The sequence below is a fragment of the Superficieibacter sp. 1612_C1 genome (assembly GCF_015234305.1).
GTDB lineage: Bacteria > Pseudomonadota > Gammaproteobacteria > Enterobacterales > Enterobacteriaceae > Superficieibacter.
On record NZ_JADGMI010000003.1, the window covers coordinates 561,570 to 584,977 of the forward strand.

General features: G+C 54.1%; 27 protein-coding genes. 21 read left to right on the forward strand and 6 right to left on the reverse strand.

What is annotated here, in order from left to right:
- Positions 1–258: 258 nt before the first annotated feature.
- The 5 genes from INT84_RS13845 to pgi all read right to left on the reverse strand — a co-directional run bounded on the left by INT84_RS13845 (position 259) and on the right by pgi (position 6,020).
- A complete protein-coding gene (locus INT84_RS13845; RefSeq protein ID WP_194207239.1) occupies positions 259–2,355 on the reverse strand; it encodes a YjbH domain-containing protein in 2,097 nt (698 codons plus the stop codon).
- The gene (locus tag INT84_RS13850) at positions 2,355–3,092 is read right to left on the reverse strand and encodes a capsule biosynthesis GfcC D2 domain-containing protein (protein ID WP_194207240.1); all 738 of its coding nucleotides are present in this window, start codon (positions 3,090–3,092) and stop codon (positions 2,355–2,357) included. The genes INT84_RS13845 and INT84_RS13850 overlap by 1 nt, the downstream gene beginning before the upstream one ends.
- Entirely contained in the window at positions 3,089–3,727 is a 639-nt protein-coding gene (locus INT84_RS13855) for a YjbF family lipoprotein (protein ID WP_194207241.1), read from the reverse strand. The genes INT84_RS13850 and INT84_RS13855 overlap by 4 nt, the downstream gene beginning before the upstream one ends.
- A 65-nt stretch (positions 3,728–3,792) precedes the next feature.
- Positions 3,793–4,035 carry an exopolysaccharide production protein YjbE gene (gene yjbE, locus INT84_RS13860; RefSeq protein WP_176918704.1) on the reverse strand — a complete coding sequence of 81 codons (243 nt, stop codon included), beginning with the start codon at positions 4,033–4,035 and terminating at the stop codon, positions 3,793–3,795.
- Between the two features lie 335 nt (positions 4,036–4,370).
- Positions 4,371–6,020: a glucose-6-phosphate isomerase gene (gene pgi / locus INT84_RS13865; RefSeq protein ID WP_194207242.1), complete on the reverse strand. Its 1,650-nt coding sequence runs from the start codon at positions 6,018–6,020 to the stop codon at positions 4,371–4,373.
- A 305-nt stretch (positions 6,021–6,325) separates the two neighbouring features.
- Between pgi and lysC the strand changes: the two genes are divergently transcribed.
- A complete protein-coding gene (lysC, locus tag INT84_RS13870) occupies positions 6,326–7,687 on the forward strand; it encodes a lysine-sensitive aspartokinase 3 (protein WP_176918706.1) in 1,362 nt (453 codons plus the stop codon).
- A gap of 42 nt (positions 7,688–7,729) precedes the next feature.
- Here the strand turns inward: lysC and INT84_RS13875 are convergent, their stop codons facing one another.
- On the reverse strand, positions 7,730–8,077 hold the full coding sequence (locus INT84_RS13875; RefSeq protein WP_176918707.1) for a Mor transcription activator family protein: 348 nt from the start codon (positions 8,075–8,077) through the stop codon (positions 7,730–7,732).
- Positions 8,078–8,666: 589 nt separating this feature from the next.
- On the opposite strand from INT84_RS13875, the gene INT84_RS13880 reads away from it, so the two are divergent.
- The 20 genes from INT84_RS13880 to INT84_RS13975 all read left to right on the forward strand — a co-directional run bounded on the left by INT84_RS13880 (position 8,667) and on the right by INT84_RS13975 (position 23,408).
- On the forward strand, positions 8,667–8,954 hold the full coding sequence (locus INT84_RS13880; protein ID WP_194207243.1) for a putative holin: 288 nt from the start codon (positions 8,667–8,669) through the stop codon (positions 8,952–8,954).
- A 2-nt stretch (positions 8,955–8,956) separates the two neighbouring features.
- On the forward strand, positions 8,957–9,565 hold the full coding sequence (locus INT84_RS13885; protein ID WP_194207298.1) for a transglycosylase SLT domain-containing protein: 609 nt from the start codon (positions 8,957–8,959) through the stop codon (positions 9,563–9,565).
- Positions 9,566–9,575: 10 nt separating this feature from the next.
- Entirely contained in the window at positions 9,576–9,893 is a 318-nt protein-coding gene (locus INT84_RS13890; RefSeq protein WP_176918709.1) for a hypothetical protein, read from the forward strand.
- Between the two features lie 161 nt (positions 9,894–10,054).
- Positions 10,055–10,510: a Gp37 family protein gene (locus INT84_RS13895; protein WP_194207244.1), complete on the forward strand. Its 456-nt coding sequence runs from the start codon at positions 10,055–10,057 to the stop codon at positions 10,508–10,510.
- On the forward strand, positions 10,507–10,704 hold the full coding sequence (locus INT84_RS13900) for a hypothetical protein (protein WP_194207245.1): 198 nt from the start codon (positions 10,507–10,509) through the stop codon (positions 10,702–10,704). Before INT84_RS13895 ends, INT84_RS13900 begins: the two co-directional genes overlap by 4 nt.
- Positions 10,694–12,121, forward strand: coding sequence for a phage tail sheath subtilisin-like domain-containing protein (locus tag INT84_RS13905; RefSeq protein WP_194207246.1), 1,428 nt, complete (start codon positions 10,694–10,696; stop codon positions 12,119–12,121). The genes INT84_RS13900 and INT84_RS13905 overlap by 11 nt, the downstream gene beginning before the upstream one ends.
- A complete protein-coding gene (locus INT84_RS13910) occupies positions 12,121–12,645 on the forward strand; it encodes a phage major tail tube protein (RefSeq protein ID WP_194207247.1) in 525 nt (174 codons plus the stop codon). The genes INT84_RS13905 and INT84_RS13910 overlap by 1 nt, the downstream gene beginning before the upstream one ends.
- A 47-nt stretch (positions 12,646–12,692) precedes the next feature.
- Positions 12,693–13,010: a phage tail assembly protein gene (locus INT84_RS13915; protein ID WP_194207248.1), complete on the forward strand. Its 318-nt coding sequence runs from the start codon at positions 12,693–12,695 to the stop codon at positions 13,008–13,010.
- Positions 12,970–13,098, forward strand: coding sequence for a GpE family phage tail protein (locus INT84_RS24440; protein WP_176918715.1), 129 nt, complete (start codon positions 12,970–12,972; stop codon positions 13,096–13,098). The genes INT84_RS13915 and INT84_RS24440 overlap by 41 nt, the downstream gene beginning before the upstream one ends.
- Before the next feature lie 96 nt (positions 13,099–13,194).
- Positions 13,195–15,480 (forward strand): phage tail tape measure protein, encoded by a 2,286-nt coding sequence (locus tag INT84_RS13925; protein WP_194207249.1) that lies wholly within the window; start codon positions 13,195–13,197, stop codon positions 15,478–15,480.
- Complete coding sequence (locus INT84_RS13930; protein ID WP_194207250.1) at positions 15,480–16,433, forward strand: phage tail protein; 954 nt, start codon at positions 15,480–15,482, stop codon at positions 16,431–16,433. Before INT84_RS13925 ends, INT84_RS13930 begins: the two co-directional genes overlap by 1 nt.
- Positions 16,433–16,642 carry a tail protein X gene (locus tag INT84_RS13935; protein ID WP_176918718.1) on the forward strand — a complete coding sequence of 70 codons (210 nt, stop codon included), beginning with the start codon at positions 16,433–16,435 and terminating at the stop codon, positions 16,640–16,642. The genes INT84_RS13930 and INT84_RS13935 overlap by 1 nt, the downstream gene beginning before the upstream one ends.
- Positions 16,630–17,670 (forward strand): phage late control D family protein, encoded by a 1,041-nt coding sequence (locus INT84_RS13940; RefSeq protein WP_194207251.1) that lies wholly within the window; start codon positions 16,630–16,632, stop codon positions 17,668–17,670. The genes INT84_RS13935 and INT84_RS13940 overlap by 13 nt, the downstream gene beginning before the upstream one ends.
- A 9-nt stretch (positions 17,671–17,679) precedes the next feature.
- Positions 17,680–18,465 (forward strand): phage baseplate assembly protein V, encoded by a 786-nt coding sequence (locus INT84_RS13945; RefSeq protein ID WP_194207252.1) that lies wholly within the window; start codon positions 17,680–17,682, stop codon positions 18,463–18,465.
- A gap of 97 nt (positions 18,466–18,562) precedes the next feature.
- Positions 18,563–18,922 carry a GPW/gp25 family protein gene (locus INT84_RS13950; RefSeq protein ID WP_194207253.1) on the forward strand — a complete coding sequence of 120 codons (360 nt, stop codon included), beginning with the start codon at positions 18,563–18,565 and terminating at the stop codon, positions 18,920–18,922.
- Positions 18,913–20,028, forward strand: coding sequence for a baseplate J/gp47 family protein (locus INT84_RS13955; protein WP_194207254.1), 1,116 nt, complete (start codon positions 18,913–18,915; stop codon positions 20,026–20,028). The genes INT84_RS13950 and INT84_RS13955 overlap by 10 nt, the downstream gene beginning before the upstream one ends.
- Entirely contained in the window at positions 20,021–20,653 is a 633-nt protein-coding gene (locus tag INT84_RS13960) for a phage tail protein I (protein WP_194207255.1), read from the forward strand. The genes INT84_RS13955 and INT84_RS13960 overlap by 8 nt, the downstream gene beginning before the upstream one ends.
- Before the next feature lie 2 nt (positions 20,654–20,655).
- On the forward strand, positions 20,656–22,335 hold the full coding sequence (locus INT84_RS13965) for a phage tail protein (protein WP_194207256.1): 1,680 nt from the start codon (positions 20,656–20,658) through the stop codon (positions 22,333–22,335).
- A 6-nt stretch (positions 22,336–22,341) separates the two neighbouring features.
- Positions 22,342–22,956, forward strand: coding sequence for a DUF4376 domain-containing protein (locus INT84_RS13970; protein WP_194207257.1), 615 nt, complete (start codon positions 22,342–22,344; stop codon positions 22,954–22,956).
- Entirely contained in the window at positions 22,953–23,408 is a 456-nt protein-coding gene (locus INT84_RS13975; RefSeq protein WP_194207258.1) for a hypothetical protein, read from the forward strand. Before INT84_RS13970 ends, INT84_RS13975 begins: the two co-directional genes overlap by 4 nt.

Genomic DNA, 23,408 nt, shown 5'->3' on the forward strand with positions numbered 1-23,408 from the left:
ATTTTTTATCTTGGTTTTGTTCAGGCAACGTAAAGGCGTGCGGGAGGACGACGTTATTTCAGTGGGTAAACCTGCCCGGTGGCGCTACGCTTACCAGGCCTACGATGGGGGAAATGCTCTGACGCTGGCTGTGTACCTTGCTGCCCGGTGGCGCTGTGCTTACCGGGCCTACGACTGGAAAGCACCCTGTTGTAGGCCCGGTAAGGCGAAGCCGCCACCGGGCATTGCAGCACCGCGGCCAGGTTATTCGCAACAGACTCAGCGGAAATTCACGCTCTTATCGCTGGTCATGCCGTACAGATCAAACTTGCGTCCCAGCATCTGCCCACCGTCACGCGTCAGCGGCGTCCAGCCAATCGCTGCACGGCTGCGGGTTGGGCCGGATGAGAACAGATCCAGCGGCACCGAAACATACACGCCTTTGGTGAAATCCCCCTCCCCGTACTCATCCGCTGAAACGTTGGTGATGGTGGCGTAACCGCCGACCACCACGCCGCTATCGAAGCGTTTGGCGATGTCCAGCGTGCCGCCTTTATCGCCGGCAAGATACTGCCCGACGCTCGCTTTGACCAGCACATCCTGGGCAAACGGTGGCGTCCAGTAGGCGGTCAGATGGCCGGTTTTAACGCTGTAATCGGTGAATTTCATCATATCCTGCGCGCTGCGCCAGTCACGCTGCTTGACGTAGTTGGCATCCAGACCGACCGCCCAGTTGCTGTCCACCGGACGATACAGCACCTCGCCACCCGCGCCGCCGTACATAGTTTCAAGGTAGCCACCGTATACCTGACCATAGAAATTATTACCCAGGTACTGGAAGTAGTTGGCCTGTAAATTATTCACATACACATCGTTTTCAACGTATTCACGAACGTGAGTACGCACGCGCGGCAGCTTTGAGTCGCTCGGCGGATTGGTGTAGTTAAACTTGTCGTAGTTATTCGCCACATTGGCAAACACGCTACCGGTGGTTAACAGGTGATCGGTGAGCCACAGATCGGCAGTGCCCATTACCCCGAGCTGATACATGTAAAAGCTTTCCGGGCCGCCAAAGGACTGGTTAAGTACCGGGTCGAGGTGGAAATCAAAGCGCGATTTGTCGAAGTACCAGCCCTGCTCGGTATTCTCCGGCACAATCGGCGTGACGCGCTGTTGCGCCAGCGGCGTTTCCTGCCCCAGCGGCTCGCCTTCCAGATGACGCTTCAGGCTGGCGACATCGGTTTGCGTTGTCACCTGCGGCATATTGAGACGGTTTTCAGTCACCCGGATGGTACGAATGCCGTCCGGCAGATCGTTCATGATGATCCGGTTAGCGCGTTCAATGCCTTCCTGCGAGTCGCGATATTTCACCTGCTCGCCAGTAACGTACAGCGTATCGCCTTTCACCTGAATTTGCGGATCGGTCAGACCGGCGTTGTATTTCAGCAGGGTAAGCTGATTCGCTACCACCGAATGTTGCAGGATGGCGTCCTGCGGCTCCGGCTGATACTGCGGACGGGCGTTGTCGTTGTACTTCGGACGCAAGTCGTTGAAGTTGGTGCGCAACGTAACGCCGAACATCAACGTATTACCGCGCTCGTAGCTGACGTTAACGTCGGCCCAGTCGGTCGCGCGGTAGATGGCCCCGACGTTAAACTTACTTTTCTGATCCAGCCGACCAGCATAATCCTGCTGATAGTTATTGCCTTCGTATTCCAGCTTCAGGCGCAGTGGTTGCCACGGCGTCTGGTACTCTACCCCGCCAAACAGGGAGGCCGGACCGCGAAACATTTCGCCGGTATCCATCGATCCCGCCTGCTTGTAGCTGTTGTCGCGATGGCAGTATTTGTCGCTCACCGAGCAGAACGGGTTGCTGACGTTGCCGCTGGTGCCGAGGTAGCCCCAGCCGAGCCCCAGCGAGAAGTCGAACGGCCCCCAGGCTTTATTGGCAACCAGATATTCAGCGTCGAACAGTCCGGTCCCGCCGATATCACGCGCGCCAGCGGAGACCTGCGGTAGCCAGTAGCTCTCTTCCCACAGGCGCAGCTTGACGTCGAAGGCTTTGTCTTTATAGGTCTGATCGCCGGAGAAGGACTCAACGGTGCTGTAGGGCTTTGTACGCACGTCGGTATAGCGCAGCGTGGTTTCCAGCCACGGGAATAGCTGTACTGAGGCGGAGTAGTAGCGATACTGATCGTTATCACGGTAGTTAAGGCTCAGCTCCCCTTCCCGCGCCATACGGGCGGTCGGCGTCTGTAACAGCCCTACGCCGCCAAAGTCGGATTGCGATGGGCCAATCGGGGCCGGATAGGTTTCTGCGTGGCAGGCCGCGCTGACGCTCAACGCCAGCAAACTATATAGCCAGGTTTTTTTCATTATTCAGGTACCCGCTGCGTCAGGGAGCGAACAATATCCGCATTGAGTTCATCCGGCGTCTGACTCCATAACGAATCGTCAAAGCCGACAAATATCGTGCTGCCCGGCATCGGCTCTACGTGACGATGATTCCAGTACGCCACCGGCACTTTTTGCGTACGCCCGTCAGGATAGATAACCCACGCGTAGCTGCGGTCAGCGCCGCTCAGCACATTGATGCCGTCCAGGTAGCTGGCCACATCACGACCAGGCGTAAACGGTTTTTTCCCCGGCTGGCTTACCAGGCCAAAAAGGGTTACCGACGTGGGACGCGGCCCCGCCCACAGGCTGTACTCGCCTTCCAGCCGCGGATTACCGCTGTTGCTGACGCGCACGGTATCCGGGTCGAGGTTAATCCGCTGTCTGCCGGTCACTTTTACTGCCATCAGCTGCTGGCGCAGCGCGTCAATAGCAGCCCTGTCGTCACCGCTCTCTTCACTCGCCATCGTCGCCAGACGCGCCAGTAACGCCTGATGCTGCTGCTGTGCTACAGCGGTGGCCTGACGCTCGCCGATCACCGCGCCCGGCCACCAGCTATTCGCCAGCTGCGGTTGCCCGACAAGATCGATAAGACGTTCTGCGCCACTCAGCGTTTTCGGTTGTGCACCCGGCGGGGAGTAAACCTGTACCGTACCTGCCGCCATCGCCAGGGAGGACACAAGGCTCATCATCAGCGACGCAATCACATGTTTTTTCATGGTTTCGCCGCCTTGATTAATGTGGTTTTAACCGGGAAGAAATCCGCGCCAAGATACTGTATCGACTGACGAATTTGCCCTTCGCTGTCTACCCAATATTGGTTGTGCCAGCGGGCCTGATCGGTTTCCACCTCTTCATCGAGAACGCGTACAGACGTACTTTCACCGCCAACCACAACGCTGTCGGTGCCCTGCCAGTGAAAGACGGAACGAGCGGTGGCGTAGCGTACCTGTTGGTATTCAGTCCAGCCCATCGTTCGGGTCCAGCTGGCCCCGTCAACGATCTGGTTCGGCTTCGCCAGCGGGTCGGCGGCCAGATTGTTCATTTCCAGCAGGTTATCGCCGCCAAGCAGGGTTTTAACAATACGCCCGTGCTGGGTCACCAGCGTGGCCTGATCCTGCGTCACCCATTTCTGCTGCCCGTTTTCGGCGAAAGCGAGCACCACAAACAGCTGCGGGCCATTATTGAGCTGCACGTACTGGCTGGCATAAGGCATGTTTTGAATATCATCGTCCGTGAGGTGGACCCCAGGTGTACCAAACAGGCTGTTCCACAACGAGTCTCCCAACCCTTTTGTGGTCGATGAACAGGCCTGGAGTAGCAGGCAAATCATAATGAGCGCTGGTCGCTTCACGACTCTTCTCTCCGGAGGGGCAAAATAACCACACCGAAGTGTGGTTATGGTTAATGTACCCGGTGTTAGCGGGTACTGGTGGTCGTGGTGGTTGTAGTCCCGGTATTGGAACCATCACCACCACCCGTTGCCGCCAGAGCGACACCCACGGCCGAGCTTACGGGGCTGACGCTGCTTGTGGTGGAACTCCCCACAGAGACAGACGTCGCCGCCGAACCTGCGGCCTCACCGACCTGAACCGGTGCTGCATACGCGGTCGCTGCCGCGCAGGCGGTTATGGCAAGAATGCCATACAGGATTTTACGCATATCAATTTCCCTTCATTGAATGAATGGAGGTGCCTGAAATATCCAGGCGGATTCGAGTATACACAACCCGAATTGAGGAGTTATCGTGAAGAAATAGGGGTTAGATTTAAGTGAAATCAGAGAAAAGAATATTATTTAAATATAAAACCATTATAAATCAAAGAGATCTAAAATAACAAATATACGGATAATCCTAAAAGAACAGAGTGTGATGGCGGATACATAAATACTTTTCAGATTATGCTCACAAATAAGGAAGCGGGAAAGGAGCCTGCAAGAAGAATTATCCGATAAAAAAATACCGGCAATTTGCCGGTATTTTTCGTTGGTATTTATTAACCGCGCCAGGCTTTATAGCGGTTAATTAAGCCATTGGTCGAACTGTCGTGGCTGTCGACGGCCTTATCTTCTTTCAGCTCCGGCAGGATGCGGTTGGCCAGCTGTTTACCCAGTTCTACGCCCCACTGGTCGAAGGTGAAAATGTTCAGGATCACGCCCTGCGTAAAGATTTTGTGCTCGTAGAGCGCAATCAGCGCACCGAGGCTGAACGGGTTGATTTCGCGCAGCAGGATGGAGTTAGTTGGGCGATTGCCTTCGAACACCTTGAACGGTACTACGTGCTCCAGGGTCTGCGGATCTTTACCCTGGTCGGCGTACTCCTGCTCGACAACCTCGCGGGATTTACCAAACGCCAGCGCTTCGGTCTGGGCGAAGAAGTTAGACAGCAGTTTCGGATGATGGTCGGACAACGGGTTGTGGGTGATGGCCGGGGCGATAAAGTCGCACGGAACCATTTTGGTGCCCTGGTGGATCAGCTGGTAGAACGCGTGCTGACCGTTGGTGCCAGGCTCACCCCAGATGATCGGGCCGGTCTGGTAATCGACGGCATTGCCGTTACGGTCAACGTACTTACCGTTGGATTCCATGTTGCCCTGCTGGAAGTAGGCGGCAAAACGGTGCATATACTGGTCATACGGCAGGATCGCTTCGGTTTCTGCGCCGAAGAAATTGTTGTACCAGATGCCGATCAGCGCCAGCAGTACCGGCAGGTTCTGCTCCGGGGCGGTCGTGGAGAAGTGTTTGTCCATCGCGTGCGCGCCGGACAGCAGCTCAACAAAGTTGTCGTAGCCCACAGAGAGAATGATCGACAGACCAATCGCCGACCACAGGGAGTAGCGACCACCCACCCAGTCCCAGAACTCGAACATATTGGCGGTATCGATACCGAACTCACCGACGGCTTTCGCGTTAGTGGAGAGCGCGGCAAAGTGTTTCGCCACGTGTTTTTCATCGCCTGCGGTTTTCAGGAACCAGTCGCGCGCGCTGTGGGCGTTGGTCATGGTTTCCTGCGTCGTGAAGGTTTTAGAGGCCACCAGGAACAGGGTGCTTTCCGGGTTCACTTTTTTCAGCACTTCAGCGATGTGAGTCCCATCGACGTTAGAAACAAAGTGCATATTCAGATGATTTTTGTACGGGCGCAGCGCTTCAGTCACCATGAACGGACCGAGGTCGGAGCCGCCGATACCGATGTTTACCACGTCAGTAATGGGTTTGCCGGTATAACCTTTCCACTCACCGGAGATAATCGCTTCAGAGAAGGTTTTCATCTTCTCCAGCACCGCGTTGACTTCCGGCATCACATCTTTGCCGTCAACGATAATCGGCGTGTTGCTGCGGTTACGCAGCGCGACGTGCAGCACGGCGCGGTCTTCGGTGCGGTTGATTTTCTCGCCGGAGAACATGGATTTGATGGCACCGGCCAGATCGGTCTCTTTCGCCAGATCCTGAAGTTTTGCCAGCGTCTCTTCGGTGATGCGGTTTTTGGAGAAGTCCACCAGCATCAAGTCGTTGAACGTGGCGGAGAATTTGCTGAAACGATCGGCGTCTTTCGCGAACAGATCCGCGATCGTCACGTCCTTCATTTCATCGTAGTGTTTCTGTAATGCCTGCCAGGCAGAAGTCTGCGTCGGATTAATGTTTTTCATGAGCAATACTCTTCTGAGATGAGAATTGTAACTGCGGTCGATTGTAGCGCCAGTCGCGGAAAATTGTGATGGTTTTTATGCCATTGCCCAGGCTCAGGGGCAAGAACGGTCAAAAAGGACAGGGAAAGTATAGCCTTTATTAGTGATTTTTCTGATGGGTGGGGCTGCATGAAAAATCCGCATAACCCCGGCGTTGACATCACCCGGCACACCTTTTATTTATGAATAAGGTATTTGCACATGGACCGGTGATCGTTCTGCCCTTGTGCCAAGGTCGCTTTTTCATTCCCTGACGCGAGGTTGTTATGACTACTGCTGTTTCCCCGCTCGTTGTCGCCAAATTCGGCGGCACCAGCGTGGCTAATTTTGACGCCATGAACCATAGTGCGGATGTGGTACTTGCCGATCCCAGCGTTCGTCTGGTGGTGCTTTCCGCCTCTGCGGGCGTGACTAATCTGCTGGTGTCTCTGGCTGAGGGACTGGAGGCCGGGGAACGCTTCGTTAAACTCGATGCCCTGCGCAAAATTCAGTTTGATATCCTTGAGCGTCTGACGCAGCCGAATATTATTCGCGAAGAGATCGAGCGTCTGCTGGAGAACATTACCACCCTGGCGGAGGCGGCATCGCTGGCGACCTCGCCGGCGCTCACTGACGAACTGGTCAGCCACGGTGAACTGATGTCCACCCTGCTGTTCGTTGAGATCCTTCGCGAGCGTCGCATTCAGGCGCAGTGGTTTGACGTACGCAAAGTGATGCGCACTAACGATCGTTTTGGCCGCGCCGAGCCGGACGTCGTGACGCTGGCTGAGCTGACCGCGCAGCTCCTTGCGCCGCGGCTTCAGGAAGGGCTGACCATCACTCAGGGATTTATCGGCAGCGAAACCAAAGGCCGCACCACCACCCTCGGCCGCGGTGGCAGCGACTATACCGCTGCCCTGCTGGGCGAGGCGCTGCATGCGACGCGCGTCGATATCTGGACCGATGTGCCGGGCATCTACACCACCGATCCACGCGTGGTCCCCGCCGCAAGGCGTATTGATGAGATTGCCTTTGAAGAAGCGGCAGAAATGGCGACCTTCGGCGCAAAAGTGTTGCATCCGGCGACGCTGCTGCCCGCCGTGCGCAGCGATATTCCGGTCTTTGTTGGCTCCAGCAAAGACCCTAAAGCCGGCGGCACGCTGGTCTGCAATCAAACGCAAAACCCGCCGCTGTTCCGCGCCCTGGCGCTAAGACGTAAACAGACGCTGTTAACGCTGCACAGCCTGAATATGCTGCATTCACACGGTTTCCTCGCCGAACTGTTTGGCATTCTGGCGCGGCATAACATTTCGGTGGATTTGATCACCACCTCAGAAGTCAGCGTCGCGCTGACCCTGGATACCACCGGCTCCACCTCGACTGGCGATACGCTACTGACGCAGGCGTTGCTGACGGAGCTCTCGTCGCTGTGTCGCGTGGAAGTAGAAGAGAACCTGGCGCTGGTGGCACTGATTGGCAACGATCTGTCCAAAGCCTGCGGCGTCGGTAAAGAGGTATTTGGCGTGCTCGAGCCGTTTAACATCCGTATGATTTGTTACGGCGCATCCAGCCACAATCTGTGCTTCCTGGTGCCGGGCGCGGAAGCCGAGCAGGTGGTGCAGAAGCTGCATTATAATTTGTTTGAGTAAGCGCCCGCTGGCGTATAGCAAGTGCTATACGCCATGCCCGGTTCAGAGCATACGCTGCTTCTGCTGCTTTTCCGTGTGGACCCGCTTCACGATTTTGTAGATCCACTGCAACGTCAAATTATACTTCTTCGCCAGTTCCGCATAGTTACGACCATTGCATTCACTGTAGATTTGGTAATCCCTGTCGGACGCTTTGCCAGAAACCCCTTTCGGGAAGTAAATGCTTTGCCCGCCCCAGTTGCGCATCATTCTGTCCGCAATGGCATGACCGACGTTTTTTGCCGATGCGCTGTCTATATTCATGCTTTCAATAAGCACCTGCGCGGCATGAAAAGCCAGATCGCTGATAATTTCTGGCAGCCGCCCTATATCTTGTGATTTATGCATCATATTTAATCTCCATATTGCTTGCACCACGTTTAATCCACTACTTCTGTTGCATGAACAGTACAGAAACAGGTGCCTTACGCCACCGGTCAAAACATCATTAAAATGAATATATATTTTCAGTGGTCGGCGCGAGCTATTCAGGTAAATTATAAACATTGCCATTTGATTGATAATTAATATTTATATTCACCTGCGCAACAGCCCTTCACCGATAAGGGCATTTTACACCATACTGTATGCATATACAGTCTTTTATCTGAAAATTTTTTGCCATGCAACCCGCGCCCACACTTTTTTAAACTCGCAAAGGCATTTCCGTGCCCTCTATAAATAGACAGCATAATTAAAGGGTTAGGTGAAAAAGGCAGGCGTAGCTCACCTCTCTGCCTTGTGCGCCGTGGCGGCGATGTCCCGATCGGCCACATCGGCGGCCCCGCTGGCGCAACGGCTGGGCTTTTTATTAATTAACACCCGGTTTTTTGGTTACGTTATTCGCTAATACATTTTTTAAAGTTATTTATTAAAGTTATTTCCGCTCTTCATCTATGGCAACACGCGATACTCATGCCTCTATTATCAGGAGGTCTCTATGCAGAAACTCACGTTCCCTCGTCTGTCCGGCTGGCTGATCGCCGCCGTTATATTGTTTGTCCTTATTGGCTGGATATCCGCGCCGCAGATGCCGGTGGTCATTTATAAACTCAGTCTGGTCTCGCTGTCGGCAGTGCTGGGCTACTGGCTCGATCGCAGCCTGTTCCCGTGGGCGCGTCCGGACTCGTTCTGCCCGTGGGAAGAGTCGCTGTGCTGCGCCGCCGCCATGATCCGCCGGGCCATCATCGTCGCAGCGGTGTGTCTTGCCGTCGCTATGGGGCTATAGTGATGCGGCGTAAAGGGCTGTGCGTATTATGTACGTTATGGGTGCTGCCCGCCTGCGCCGCACAGCCACCCAGGGCCGCGCAGGCCTGGCGAAGCGAGCTTATCCGCACCGCACGGGAGATATGGGGGCTGAACGCCCCCGTTGCCGATTTTGCCGGGCAATTTCAACAGGAATCAGGCTGGCGTCCCGACGCGCGTTCTCCGGTCGGCGCTCAGGGGATGGCGCAATTTATGCCGGCCACCGCACGCTGGATGAGTGAGCGTTACCCCCAGTTACGGGAAAATACGCCGATGAATCCGGGCTGGGCGATACGGGCACTGGTTCAGTACGATCGCTATCTTTGGCAAAACACCGCCGCGCAGGATGACTGTCAGCGAATGGCCTTCACGTTAAGTGCTTATAACGGCGGCCAGGGTTGGGTTAATCGCGATAAGAAACTGGCCACGACAAAGGGCCTTAATGCACTTATCTGGTTCGATCAGGTGGAACGCGTCAATGCCGGACGCAGTAAAAATAACTGGCGCGAAAATCGAGATTATCCGAAAAAAATTCTTTATCAACATGCCCCACAATATTTGCAGTGGGGAACATCCAGTTGTACGCCATTATAGAAGGAGAAAAATGGAACTCACCGTTGATTTCTGGGAAATCATTTCACTATTACTCTCTTTCGTCGGGCTGATGTTTGGTGCCGGAAAACTGTTGCTTTCACAAATAGAAAAAAGGTTGAATGAACGGTTCGAAGCGCTGGAATTAGCGAGGCGCGAGTCAGAGACAGGCTGGGCCAAGCTGGAAAGGGAATTTCTGGAATTTCGGGGAGAATTACCGCTGCATTATGTCAGAAGAGATGATTATCTCCGCGGCCAGGCCGTTATCGAAGCCAAGCTGGATGCGCTATATAATAAAATTGAGCTATTACAGCGTAGCGCACCGTTATAACCCGTCAAATCCCTGCCGGTTTTACCGCAGGGATTTTTTATTATCTTTAAATAGTTTTCCTAACCTGCATTAAAAGAATTCACTTCTCCTCAGCGTGATAATACCTGCGAATTAAGGCGGCTGACCTGGTTATATCATCCGCATATTAAGGAGAACCACAGATGGAAACACCCGCCGTTATTAATGCCATCGTTACGCAATTGCAGCAGGCATTACCTGAACTGGCAACTCAGTTTATGCCGTTCTGCCCGCCGACATTTGCGCCGGACGAGCCGCGAGACACGGTCGTACTGAGCTACCCCGGTTCGGATTTCACCCCGCCGCAATCCACCGATGTCGGGGTGCAGATACAAACGCTGCACATTCTGGCGACGGTTATTACGCCAGAGGCGCATAGCCCGCTGAACCCGCTGGATCGGGTGCGACAGGCGCTGGGCGGACTTGCGCTTGCGGAGGGCGAATGCCCGCTGTGGCTGGTTGGCGAGACGTGCGACGGTGCATCAAACGGATTCTGGCGTTACACGCTGGAGCTGGCCATCAGAACGGTTTTTATCCCCTGTCAGGAAGGCAAAGATTTGCCCGTGCTCACACAGGTTAACTACGAGGAAATGCAATGAAATATATCTACAGCGGCCCGGCAAGCGGCGTCACGCTTGCTGACGGTCAGGAAATCTTACTTTGGCCCGAGAGCGAAGTGGAACTCCCTGAAGACAATGAGTGGGTGATGACGATGATTGCACGTCGTCATCTGGCACCGGTTGTCACGGAAGAAGCAGAAACAAACGAAGAGGAAATTGTTCATGGCAGCTAATTATCTGCACGGCGTCGAAACCATTGAAATTGAAACCGGCCCGCGTCCGATTAAAGCGGTGAAATCGGCGGTGATTGCGCTGATCGGCACCGCACCGTGCGGCCCTGCCAACCAGCCGACGCTCTGTTTATCGGAAAGCGATGCGGCGCAGTTTGGTCCAGCGCTGGCGAATTACACCATTCCCCAGGCGCTGAAAGCCATTTACGATCATGGCGCGGGTACGGTAGTGGTGGTTAACGTGCTGGATCCGAAAACCCATAAAACGACTATTACCAACGAGTCCGTCACGGTCGATGATAATGGTCGGATTCAGTTGAAGCATGGCGCGCTGCAAACCATGAGTATTGGCCGGATTACCAATGCAGCAAGCCCTTATATCAAAGACACGGATTACACTGTTGATATGTTGACCGGTAATATCACTGTCATGGGCGTTAACCTGAAACCCGGCACGAAGGCGTATGTAAATTATACCTATGCCGATCCGACTAAAGTCACCGCTGCCGACATCATTGGCGCGGTAAACACGGCAGGCGATCGCACCGGCATGAAACTGTTGCAGGATACCTGGAACCAGTATGGTTTTTACCCCAAGATCCTGATTGCGCCGGTCTTTTGCACCCAGAAATCGGTCTCCGCCGAGCTTATCGCCCAGGCGGAAAAACTGGGTGCCGTCACCTACATTGATGCACCTATCGGCACCACCTTCCAGCAGGTGCTGGCAGGCCGCGGTCCGGCAGGCGCTATCAACTTCAACACCAGCTCCGACCGCGCCCGGCTGTGTTATCCGCACGTCAAAGTGTATGACAGCGCCACCAATGCCGACGTGCTGGAGCCGCTCTCCTCCCGCGCTGCCGGGCTGCGCGCCAAAATCGATATGGAAAAAGGCTTCTGGTGGAGCAACTCCAACCAGGAAATTCAGGGCATTACCGGCACCGAGCGTTCGCTGTCGGCGATGATCGACGATCCGCAAAGCGAAGTGAATCAGCTTAACGAAAACGGTATTACCACCGTCTTCAACAGCTATGGCTCCGGCCTGCGTCTGTGGGGCAACCGCACCGCCGCCTGGCCGACCGTCACCCATATGCGCAACTTTGAAAACGTGCGCCGTACCGGCGACGTGATTAACGAATCGATTCGTTATTTCAGCCAGCAGTATATGGATATGCCCATTAATCAGGCGCTGATCGACGCGCTCACCGAATCGGTGAATACCTGGGGCCGCAAGCTGATTGCCGACGGCGCACTGCTGGGCTTTGAATGCTGGTACGACCCGGCACGTAATCCGCAGACTGAACTGGCGGCCGGACACCTGCTGTTGAGCTACAAATTCACGCCGCCACCGCCGCTGGAACGCCTGACGTTTGAAACTGAAATTACCTCTGAATATTTAGTCTCTCTGGAGAGCAATAGCTAATGGCCGGAAAAATTCAAATTAACCGTATTACCAACGCCAATATTTATCTCGACGGTAATAATCTTTTAGGTCGCGCGAGCGAAATTAAATTACCGGATATCAGCATGATTATGCAGGAGCATAAAGCGCTGGGGATGGTTGGCAAAATCGAACTGCCTGCCGGTTTTGACAAACTGGAGGGTGAAATTAAGTGGAACGCGTTTTATCCGGACGTGATGCGTAAAACGGCGAACCCGTGGAAAGCGGTGGCATTACAGTGCCGCTCCAGTATCGACTGCTATAACTCGCAGGGGAAAGCCGATCAGCTGGCGCTGGTTACTCATATGACGGTGATGTTTAAAAAGAACCCCCTGGGTACGTTTAAACAGAACGAAAATCCGGATATCAGCAGCGGTTTTAGCTGCACGTATATTAAACAGGTGATAGAGGGTGAAACGCTTCTTGAACTGGATTATCTGGCGAATATTTTCCGCGTAAATGGCACGGATCAATTAAGCGCCTACCGCAATAACATCGGCGGCTAATATTTCGGGGCTACGGCCCCGAATTCCACTAACTCAGGATAAATATCATGACAGAAAAATATACCTTGCAGTTCCCGTTTACCTCCGGAGCCGGTGAGCGTATTGAAAAACTCACCCTGCGCCGCCTGAAGGTTAAAGATATGCGCGCCGCGCGCCGCACCAGCGACAAGCCGGAAGAGTGGGATGAGCCGTTAATGGCGGCAATGACCGGGCTGGTGCCGGAAGATCTGGCGGAGATGGATCTGCTGGACTATCAGGCATTGCAGAAACGATTTCAGGCCATGCTTAGCGTGGCTACAGGATCCGCAGCAGCTGTGGCAGGCGATGGCGCTACTGGCGAGATGGTTTCGCTTTCCGCCCAGTGAAATAGACGCGCTGACGGTCGACGATTTCACCGGCTGGCTGGATGAAGCCAGCGCACAAATTAAACACGAATACGACTCGCAGGAGTAATACCTGCGGGTTTCCTGACCTGTGCCCGGTTTACTCTACTCCTGTCTCTTTCCGGCAAGCCTGTTACCGGGCCATCAACTTATATGAGAAATCATTTTGGCCAACGATATTATTACTCAGCTTCAGGCGCGTAATGAGACGTTGACGCAGGCAATAGCCCGTTACGGCTCGCTCAATGCCAACACGCTGCAATCGCTCAGTACCGAGCAACGTAAAATGACCCAACTGACGCAACAACTTACCGACTCCGCCCTTCGCCGGGAAGAGAACGGTAAGCAGCGCGTCGAATTGCTGGAAAAATCGCAACGTTTCGCCGGGCAATTCGGCAAACTCCTGACTATTGACGCCCCTGACTGGGCCTTGCCTTACGATTTGCAGGACAAGATGGTCGATATGGCGCGTAAAGGCGGCATGGATGACAGGACGCGGGATACCTTAAGTTTGAGTCTTCGCGACTGGAGTATGGATTTCAATCAGGATCAACAGGCTTTGCAAGACGCGGCGTCCTCAATGATGGAAGGCGGTATCACCTCATTACAGGATCTTAGCCGTTATATGCCTGATATCGCCAAAGCCGCCACCGCCACCCGCGATAGCGCAGAGAGCTGGGCGCAGGCGGCCATCGCGACCCGCAGCCAGCTAAACATCGATCCTGCTGACTTCCGATCCGCGCAGAATATGCTGTCCAGCGTCAGCAAAAACAGCGGCGTTTCTGTGGCGGAACAAACGCAGTGGATCACTCGCTTTGCCTCTAAAACGATGGCAACCGGGACAGAAGGTCTTGCAGGGCTGGCAGCGACAATGCAAATCGCCATGCAAAATGCGCCGAACGCGGGTGCGGCGGCAGAGCATTACGACCATTTTCTGCAAGCGACCTTCTCGAAAAAGACCGATAGCTGGTTCGCCAGTCAGGGCGTGGATTTGCGGGGCTCCCTGCTGGAACATCAGCAGAACGGCGTTGGCGTCACGGAAGCGATGACGCATATCGTGCAGATGCAACTGGATAAAATGAACCCGCATATCCTTGATGCGTTAAAACAAACCATGAAGATTGAGGATCTCGCTGCCCGCGGCGACGCGGTTAAGGCCGTCTCGACGCAATTCAATCTGAATGCCATGTTCGACGACGCGCAGGCGCTGGAATTTATCACCCCGATGCTGGCGAGTATGGACGAGTATCGCCAGTTAAAGGCCGACGCGATGCAGGCCACGAGTCAGAGCCTGATCGATGATGATTTCACTGCCAGAATGGCATCATCAAAAGAACAAACCAAAGCGTTACAGCTGGCGTTAAACGATCTGTGGCTCACCGTCGGCCTGCAACTACTGCCCGCCGTGGGTGAACTGGCGCAAACCCTCACGCCGCTCGTTCGCCAGTTCAGCGCCTGGCTACGGGAAAATCCGGCGCTGGTACAGGGAATAGCCAAAATAGCTGGCGCTATCTGGCTGTTCAACGGTGCGCTGAATATCCTCAGGCTGGGGGCAAACCTTATCGCCTCACCGTTCATTAACCTGATCGATATTTTCCTGAAGGTGAAAGCCAGCCTGGCGCTGGGCGGCGGTGTCAGCAACGCACTGACGTTCCTGAAATCGCTGGGTAACGGCGCGAAGACGCTGGCAACATTGCTGGGAGGACAGCTGGTCAGCGCGTTGAAATGGGTCGGCCAGGCATTTATCTGGCTGGGACGGGCGCTGCTCATGAATCCCATCGGCTTAACTATCACCGCCATTGCGGGCGCGGCGTACCTGATTTATCGCTACTGGGAACCGCTTTGCGCTTTCTTTTCCGGCGTCTGGGCGCGGATCAAAACGGCGTTCGACGGCGGTCTGGCGGGCATCACAGGGCTGATTTATGACTGGTCGCCGCTGGGCGTTTTTTACCGCGCGTTCGCCAGCGTAATGGACTGGTTTGGCATTGAATTGCCCGCCAGTTTTAGCGAATTCGGCAGCAACCTGCTCAATAGCCTGATCGACGGTATTTTGAACGCGCTGCCGTTCCTGAAGGATGCGATTGCACAGATAAAAAACCAGATCCCTGACTGGGCGAAAAGCACGCTGGGCATCAGTATAGAAAAACCGGTTGCCGCAGCTCCCCTGCCCGGCGTGGCCGGAATGCTGCTGTCACATCCCGTCAGTCCGCCAGCAACAAAAACGCCAGCAACCTCTCTCGCCATGCCGGAAAAATCAGCTGCGACATCCTTGCCGCGACCTCCGCGTGCGCCGGGCAATGTCCAGGTTCATTTTTCTCCGCAGGTCACGGTGCAAGGGAACGGCGCGAATGCCGCTGGGGATGTTCACAACGTGCTGGCGCTGAGCCGACGGGAACTGGAGCGAATGGTCAACGACATAATGGTGCAAAAACAGCGCCGGGAGTACGCCTGATGTATGCGGTATTAGGAGACATTGAATTCAAAGTCGTCGCCTGTTGGGACAATTTTGAAAGTTCGACGGGTGTGGACTACGCCAGTCATGCCCGTATTGAAGGCAAACCGGGCGTGCAATTTATTGGCGATAAGCTGGAAAAAATCACCCTGCAATTTAGCTTTCACAGCCAGTTTTGCCAGCCGGCGACGGAGATGAACCGCCTGCGCAGCGCGATGACGGCGCATCAGGCGATGGCGCTGGTGTTTGGCAACGGTGAGTATCGCGGCTGGTTTGTGATTACTGACCTGACGGCCACCCACAAGCATACCGACCCTTACGGCAACGTCATTGCCCAGAGCGGAAATCTGACATTGCAGGAGTACACCGGCGATCCAAAAAACCCGCTGTTGCCCCCTGCCATCACCACGCAGGAACCGAATATTGACGAGATGCTGGATGATTTTCCCAATCTCAACGACAGCTGGTTCGATGACCTGATGAGCATGGTTGAGGAGGGTATGCGCGAAGCCAAAGAGATGCTTGATGATATCGCCGATGCCATTGATGACATCAAAAAGACGATCAATAAGGTGAAGGAGCTGGTGAAAGAAGCCAAAGCGCTGAAGGAAAAATGCAGCAAAATCATCGCCTCGCTAAAGAAAAGCATCGACGGGATTGAGGCGCTTTTTCAGCAGCCGCTGGACTGGCAAACGCTGGCGGCGCTGCCAAAGGCCCTGGCGGCAAAAGTCCAGGAGCTGATGAAAAGCCTGCCGGGTATCCGTCAGTGCGCCAGCGACGCGACCACACTTATCAAACACGCCGAATCGCTGTTTGAGACGATCACCGACAGCGTGGCGGGGGAAACCTACGACAGCGCGACATCGCTGGTGAATCAGGCACGCAGTACGGTACGGCCAACCTCGCCTGCCGTGAGTCAGCTTGCCGCCGCTGATATTACGAGGAGTCTGTAATGCGCTACCTTGAACATGTCACGACAGACGGCGAGCGCTGGGATAATCTCGCCTGGCGCTATTATGGCGATGCGCTGGCCTATGAGCGCATTATTGCGGCCAATCCACACGTTGCCATTATTCCGCTATTGCCGTCAGGCGTGCGGTTAATCATCCCGGTTATTAGCGTCACACAAACCACCCAGGAGCTACCGCCATGGCTGAGATAACCGTGTCCGGCGGCGTGACCGCCACTCTGACACCCATTTTTACGCTCTGGTACGGGCATAAAGATATTACCTGGGACATTGCGCCGTACGTCACCAGCATCAGCTACAGCGACAGTATCAAAAACGAATCGGATGTGATCGCCATTACGCTGGAAGATACCGCCGGCCGCTGGCTGAACGAATGGTATCCCGGAAAAGGCGATACGCTGGCGCTGCATCTGGGCTATCAGGGCGAAGATCTCCTCAACTGCGGGATTTATACCATTGATAAAATTGATATCGCCGCCCCGCCCTCGACAATCAACATTGATGGGATCGCCACCTCCGTCAGCAAGGCGTTGCGCACCAAAAACAGTCAGGGATTTGAGAAAACCACGCTTTCCGCCATCGCCAGCCGCATCGCGCAAAAGCATGGCTTAACGCTGGTCGGTCAAATCGCGCCGCTGACGATTGACAGAGTGACGCAGTACGCGGAAACCGACGTGGCGTTTCTCCGGCGTCTGGCAAGCGAATACGGGTATACCGTGAAAGTGACGGCAAAGGAGCTGATCTTTGCCCACCTGCCGACGCTGCGCTGCCTGGCCCCGTTGAGAACGCTCAAACGCACGGACGTCACGCATTATACGTTTAAAGATACCATCAACCGTATCTACAAAAATGCCACCGTGCAACATCAGAATAGCCAGAAAAAAGAGTTGGTTATCTATACCCATGACAGTAAGGAGAAAGCCTCAGCGCGCGGTGCGTCAACCAGTGCCGACACCCTGAAGCTCAACAGCCGCGCCCCGGATGCTGGCGCAGCGCAGGCCAAAGCGACGGCGGCACTGGACAGCCATAACGAATATCAGCAGACCGGCACACTCACCATGATGGGCTGCCCACAACTGACGGCGGGCAATAAAATCGAGCTGAGTGGGTTCGGCGTTCTGTCCGGTCAGTGGCTGATCGACAAGTCGATGCATAAATTTACCCGCAGCGGCTACACCACAGAAATCGACATTTCACGCGGACCGGCCACCAGCCAGTAAGGAGTTAATATGAAAAGCGTTACCCGCCAGACAGGGATTATCAGCGATATTGATGAGGCGACCGTGCGCGTCAGGGTGACTCTGCCGGAATGCGATAACCTGAAAAGCAACTGGCTGCCAATCCTGCACCGCAACTCGCAGGATAATAAAGACTACTGGCTACCCGATCCAGGCGAGCAGGTTGAAGTGCTGCTCGACAGTAACGGCGAGGACGGCGTGGTGCTGGGTGCGGTCTATTCCACCGTCGACACGCCGCCGCTGGCCTCGCGCGACAAACGTTATGTACAGTTTTCCGATGGGGCGGCTTTTGAATACGACCGTAAGCTGCATCAACTTACCATCAATGGCGGCATTGAAAAAATCGTGATTGAGGTGAAGGACAGCACCAGCCTGACCTCACCTCTGGTAGAGGTCAATGCGCAGCGGGTGTGCGTGACCTCTGACACGGTGAGCGTGAAGGCCACGGATGTCAGCGTGGAAGCCAGTACCGTGGGCGTTAAGGCGATGGACGTCAGCGTGGAAGCCAGCACCGTGGGCGTGAAAGCGATGGATGTCAGCGTGGAATCGGCTCGCACCGGCGTCAAGGCGCTGGAGGTCACCGTCGATGCCCCGCTCAGTACGTTTACCGGCGATGTGACGGTAATGAAAAAACTCACCTGGCTGGGCGGTATGGCAGGCAGCGGCGGCAGCGGAAATAGCGCCATCATCACCGGTAACGTCAACGTTCTGGGCAACGTCAGCGCCAGCGGCAAACTCATTGATAGCGGTGGTAACTCAAACCATCACTCCCATTAACCTTCACCCGCCGCAACGGCGGGTTTTCTTTTTTAATCAATCCCTTTCCTAAAGCACTTTAATATCACCGTTCGCCTTGCCGGGCGAAAATAGCCTCATGAACACGAAAACACGACCCTCAACCCTGCACTGGCAACCCGCCTTGCAGCGTCCTGAAGAATACGTCTGTGGGCTGGATGATATTCATCAGGCAATACACATCATTCTGCGCACGCCGTGTGGCAGCGATCCCCACAGGCCGCTTTTTGGCAGCAATTTGTGGCGCTATATCGATTACCCCATCGAGCGTGCTATTCCGCACGTGGTTCGGGAGTCGGTGGAGGCGATCCGCCTGTGGGAACCCCGCTGTCGCCTGCTGAAGGTCACGCCGATGATTAACGGCGAACATCTGACGCTGCATGTGCAATGGCGCGCCGCAGACGGCGTAATCAACGCTACGGAGGTATTATGGCGATAGCCGAACCCGATTTTATCGACCGCGATCCGGCGCAAATCACCCGTGAGATGATTGCGCAATACGAAGACGCCAGCGGTAAAAAACTCTACCCGGCGCAGGCGGAGCGACTGCTCATCGACCTGTTTGCCTATCGAGAAAACCTTGTCCGCATCGCCATTCAGGAGGCGGCGAAGCAAAACCTGGTCGCGTATTCCCGCGCGCCCATGCTGGATTATCTGGGCGAGCTGGTGGGCGTTCACCGTCTGCCCGCTCAGGCCGCAAAAACGACATTGCAGTTTTCTGTCGAGACGGCCAGCAGAAGCAACATTCTCATTCCGCAGGGAACCCGCGCCAGCGCGTCGGATAGCGTCATGTTCGCCACCGACGAGGATGTGCGGCTCCCCTCCGGCAGCCTGAGCGTGGCCGTCACCGCGACATGCGTGGCGACCGGTGAATCAGGCAACGGCTGGCAGCCTGCGCAAATCAGCGCGCTGGTGGACAACATCGGCAGCTACGATATCAGCGTCACCAACCTGACCGCGTCAACCGGAGGCTGCGGCGAAGAGCGCGACGATGCGTTGCGCGAGCGTATCCAGCTGGCACCGGAAAGTTTCAGTAACGCGGGCAGCTATGGTGCCTACCGCTTTCATACGCTCTCCGTCAGCCAGTCGATTATCGACGTGGCGGTACTGGGGCCGGATGAAGGGCTGGAAGAAGGCTGCGTGGAGATCTATCCGCTGACCCTGAACGGCCTGCCGGGCGCGGAACTGCTTGAGCAGATCGAGCGGGAAGTGAGCAAGGAGAAAAAGCGCCCGCTAACCGACAAGGTGAGCGCAAAACGCGCGCCGCGTATGGCTTATCAAATCCGCGCCCGGCTGACGCTGTTTACCACCGCCGATCAGCAGACCACGCTTGCCGCCGCGCGCGAGGCTATCAGCACGTGGACGCAACAGCGCCAGACCCGATTAGGCCAGGACATCGTGCCAAACCAGATCATCAAAGTGCTCCAGGTGAATGGCGTTTACGACGTGGCGCTGGAGTTGCCGACCAAAAAGGTATTGCAGGCGCATGAGTGGGCGGAGTGTACCGCTATCGACGTGACGATTGCCGGAGTCAGCGATGGATAAATTACTCCTGCCGCCACCGCTGGCCAGCGATGAACGCTTTTCGATTCTGGCGAATATCGCCGCTGAACGTTTTGCCCGGCTCGACCTGACGGCGCTGTTGGTTTATCTGGTGGATCTGGTCGATGCCTCTGCCCTGCCGTCGCTGGCGGAACAGTTCCACGTGCAGGGGCTGGAAGGTTGGCTATTCGCCAGCGATGAGCAGGAAAAGCGCGAACTGATTAAGCAGGCGATTGAACTGCACAAATATAAAGGCACCCCCTGGGCCGTCCGCCGCGTACTGGAAATATTATCGCTGCCAAGCACTATTGCTGAGTGGTTTGAGTATGGGGGGAAGGCGTATTTTTTTAAAGTTGAAATTGATCTGATCAACCAGGGCATGGATGAGAATCTCTTTAATAACCTTGTTAATCTCATCCATGAATATAAAAACGTGCGTTCAAAACTGGAAGCGTTAATCGTCTGGATAATTAATCAAAGTGCCATTCCTGTAATAGGCAGCGCGCTTTATGGTGGTGAAATAACGACGGTATTACCTTTTCAGATTCTGGAAGTTCAACAAACAAAACCGATCTATTTCGGTGCAGGGCAATGGAGCCTTGAAGTTACATCTATTTACCCGGAGTAATTATGGATAATGAGTTTTATACCCTCCTGACCGACAGGGGAATGGCGAAAATCGCCAGTGCTCTGGCGGATAAAAAACAACTGCATCTGCAAAAGATGGCAGTTGGCGATAGCGGCGGGCAATATTATGAGCCAACCTCCAGCCAGACAAAATTACGTCACGAAGTCTGGCGCGGCGATATGAATACCCTGAAGGTTGCGCCGAATAATCCGAACTGGCTGATCGCTGAACTGGTGTTACCGGAAGATATCGGCGGCTGGTATGTACGCGAAGTGGGTGTATTCGATGCCGACGGTGAACTGATCGCTATCGGTAAATTCCCCGAGTCTTACAAGCCTCTGTTACCCGGCGGCTGTGGTAAGCAGGTCTGTATTCGGCTGATTATGGAGGTCTCGAATACTACAGCAGTAACGCTGACCGTTGATCCCAGCATCGTTCTTGCAACGCGCGACTATGTTGATTCGCTGCTGGATGAACACGAGCATTCTACCAACCATCCAGACGCTACGCTGACACAAAAAGGGTTTACGCAGCTCAGTAACGCCACCGACAGCGATGACGAGACAAAAGCCGCCACGCCAAAGGCGGTAAAAGCGGCGATGGTGGAAGCGCGTAACCATACCCATACATGGAACCAGATTACAGGCGTACCAGACGGTACGCTGACGCAGAAAGGGATTGTTAAGCTTAATAACGCCACTGATAGCACCAGTACGACGGAAGCGGCCACGCCGAGTGCGGTGAAAGCGGCGATGGATAAAGCGAATGAAGCAGCACCTGCCAGCCATACACACGCCTGGAGTCAAATTACTGGCGTACCAGACAGTACGCTGACGCAGAAAGGGATCGTTAAGCTTAATAATTCAACTGATAGTACCAGCACCACTGAGGCCGCCACGCCGAGCGCGGTAAAGGCGGCGATGGATAAGGCGAGTGCGGCGGCACCTGCGAATCATACTCATACACAGTTTTTTACTACAAATGGGACTTTTACAGTGCCAGCAGGTGTCACCACATTGTTTGTTGAAGTTATGGGCGGAGGTGGAGGTGGGGCCGGTGGAGGTCATGGAGAAGGTTCTACTCAAGTTAATTATTACGAAGCATGCGGTGGTAAATCAAGTAAAATTATAGTACGTAATATAACAGTCAAACCTGGTGAAAAATATCCTATTATGATAGGTGCAGGAGGTGCTGGTGGACCTTTTATAAATACTACACCAAGCTATAATCCATTAATGGATAAAACAATAACGGTAAAATACAGTGCTGACGGAGGAGATTCATCTTTTTCAAATATAATTTCAAAAGGTGGCTCAGGTGGTGCAAATATTTATCATGTACATGAAGATCAACCTACAGTTAAATTTTATAATTTCCCTGATGGTCTTCCTGATGGAACATTAAAAAATGCTGCCTTTGGTTGTTTATATCCTGGTGATGAGGGAGAAGATTCTCAGTATGGTAACGGAGGAAGCCCTGCAATTGCCACTACTGAATGGCTCTCTGGAGATCGTGCAATTGCAACGTTAACTCCCCAAACAAATGCAACAGGTTATGGAGCAGGGGGTAGTGGAGGCTCTTATATTTATATAACGTCATCAATTTATGAGAGTTTTGTTAAAGGTTATGATAAAACAAGTGGTACAAATGGCTCTCCCGGTTTTGTAAGAATTTCATGGTAAATTAAAATGGCAAAATATGCATATTATGATCCAGAATCATTCATTGTTCTGGACTGGATGGATACCGATCTCTACAACTATCCAGAAAGAGGATCTTTAATTGAATTAAATGATCAGCAATGGCAAGAATACGCAAACAGCAACAAATGCGTTTGGATTAATAGCGAAACTAAGTCATTTATTACTGCTCAACCACCAGGTCATTTTTACAAGTTGGAAAAAGGTGAGTGGGTATTTGATGAGAATCATATGTTGTTGGCTCTTGTCGAAATAAAAAAAAGTAAAATCCAGCAAATCAAAACTCACCGTAATGAAGTTACCGCCGACTACATCATCATCGACGGCAACCATTTCCACAGTGACGCCAACAGCCGTATCCAGCAACTGTCGCTGACCAGGATGGGCCAGGCCAAACAAATCCCGGAAGGGTTAATGTGGCAGACCAAAAATAACGGTCTGATTGCCTTAACTAACGACATTGCCGCGCAGTTCGAGTCCGTCACGATGGATCACGATATGCGCCTGTTCGCCAACGCGCAGCAGCATATTGCGGCGGTCGAGGCACTGGAAGATATCCAGGCGGTGATGGAGTATGACTATTCAACAGGCTGGCAGCCATGAGTGAAACCGTTGTCTGGCTCGCCTGCTACAAAGGCCGGGCTGAGCACCGGGGGATCGCCAGAATCGCCGACTGGGTGACGCGCAAAGTAACGCGCGGCATCTATTCCCACTGCGAGCTGGCCGTGGCTCGCGGTGAGAATGAATACCTTTGTTACTCGTCATCTCTGCGTGACAGAGGAGTACGCGGCAAGCTGATGCCATTACCGGCGGATAAGTGGGATAAACTGCCGCTTAACGTCAGCCTACAGGAGGTAGAGGCGTTTTTTCGCCAACACTGCGGCAAGCGCTATGACTGGCGGGGAGCGCTGGGCCTGCTATGTTGCAATACACAACGTCAGGATCGGCTATTTTGCAGCGAGTTTTGTGCGGAATTCTTGCAGTTAAAAGAAAGCTGGCGCTATTCGCCCAGTCACCTGTATGCCCTGGTCAGCAGCTGGCAATACCATCCATAA